We start from the raw sequence: 976 nt of genomic DNA on the forward strand, positions 1-976 counted from the left end.
TGATATCAACAAGATCGATGTCAACCTGCGCCGCCAGTCGGAACAGGTGATCAGGGCCCCGCGCGAGGGCCGCATCATGCGCGTGTCGGCCATCGACACGGCCACCATCGTCAAGCAGGGCGACGTGGCGGTGCCACTGATCGATTCCACCGCCGCGCTGGCACGCGCAACATTGGCGGCGGCGCGGCTTTCCGGCTAGGCTGCCGCCCATGACCATCACCACTGCCGCCGTGCTGGATGCCATGGGCGCGGCCCAGCCCTATGCGCAGAGCCGCCCGCTGCGGCTGGCCAGTCTCGCCCTGGCGCCACCCGGCCCCGGCGAACTGCTGGTGGCGATCGAGGCGGCGGGCCTGTGCCACAGCGACCTGTCGGTGGTGAACGCCGATCGGCCGCGGCCGATGCCGATGGCGCTGGGCCATGAAGCGGTGGCGCGTGTGGTGGCCGTGGGGGCGGGCACGCGGCTGCAGCCTGGCGACCGCGTTGTGCTGGCCTTCCTGCCCTCTTGCGGCCACTGCGCCGCCTGCCATGGCGGTGAGCCCTGGCTGTGCAGCAATGGCGCGGCGGCCAACGGCAAGGGCGAACTGCTCGCTGGCGGCTGTCGCTTGTCGGAAGATGGCCACAAGGTTCACCATCATCTCGGGCTGTCGGCCTTTGCCAGCCACGCGGTGATCGACGAACGTTCGGCGGTTCCCATTCCAGATGATATCCCGGCCGAAATCGCTGCCCTGTTCGGCTGCGCTGTCCTCACCGGGGTGGGTGCGGTGTTCAATTCGGCCGCCGTGCGCCCGGGCGAAAGCGTTGCCGTGTGGGGTCTGGGCGGGGTTGGTCTTGCCGCGCTGATGGGCGCCATTGCCGCCGGCGCCGAGCCGGTGATCGCCATCGACCCGGTGCCGGACAAGCGCGCATTGGCCCTCGAACTGGGCGCCCGCGCTGCCGTGGCGCCCGAGGACGTGGAGGCCGCCTTTGCCGCCCACGG

The 976-nt window shown here is 70.7% G+C and carries 1 protein-coding gene and 1 pseudogene; both read left to right on the top strand.

What is annotated here, in order from left to right:
• Positions 1-199 (top strand): annotated as a pseudogene (locus GJV64_RS15525) (hypothetical protein); the annotation flags it as partial.
• A 10-nt stretch (positions 200-209) separates the two neighbouring features.
• A partial coding sequence (locus GJV64_RS14815) for an alcohol dehydrogenase catalytic domain-containing protein (protein WP_164158263.1) occupies positions 210-976 on the top strand: 767 nt, incomplete at its 3' end.

Origin of the sequence: Sandarakinorhabdus rubra, from assembly GCF_010994245.1 — a bacterium.
Taxonomy (GTDB): domain Bacteria; phylum Pseudomonadota; class Alphaproteobacteria; order Sphingomonadales; family Sphingomonadaceae; genus Sandarakinorhabdus; species Sandarakinorhabdus rubra.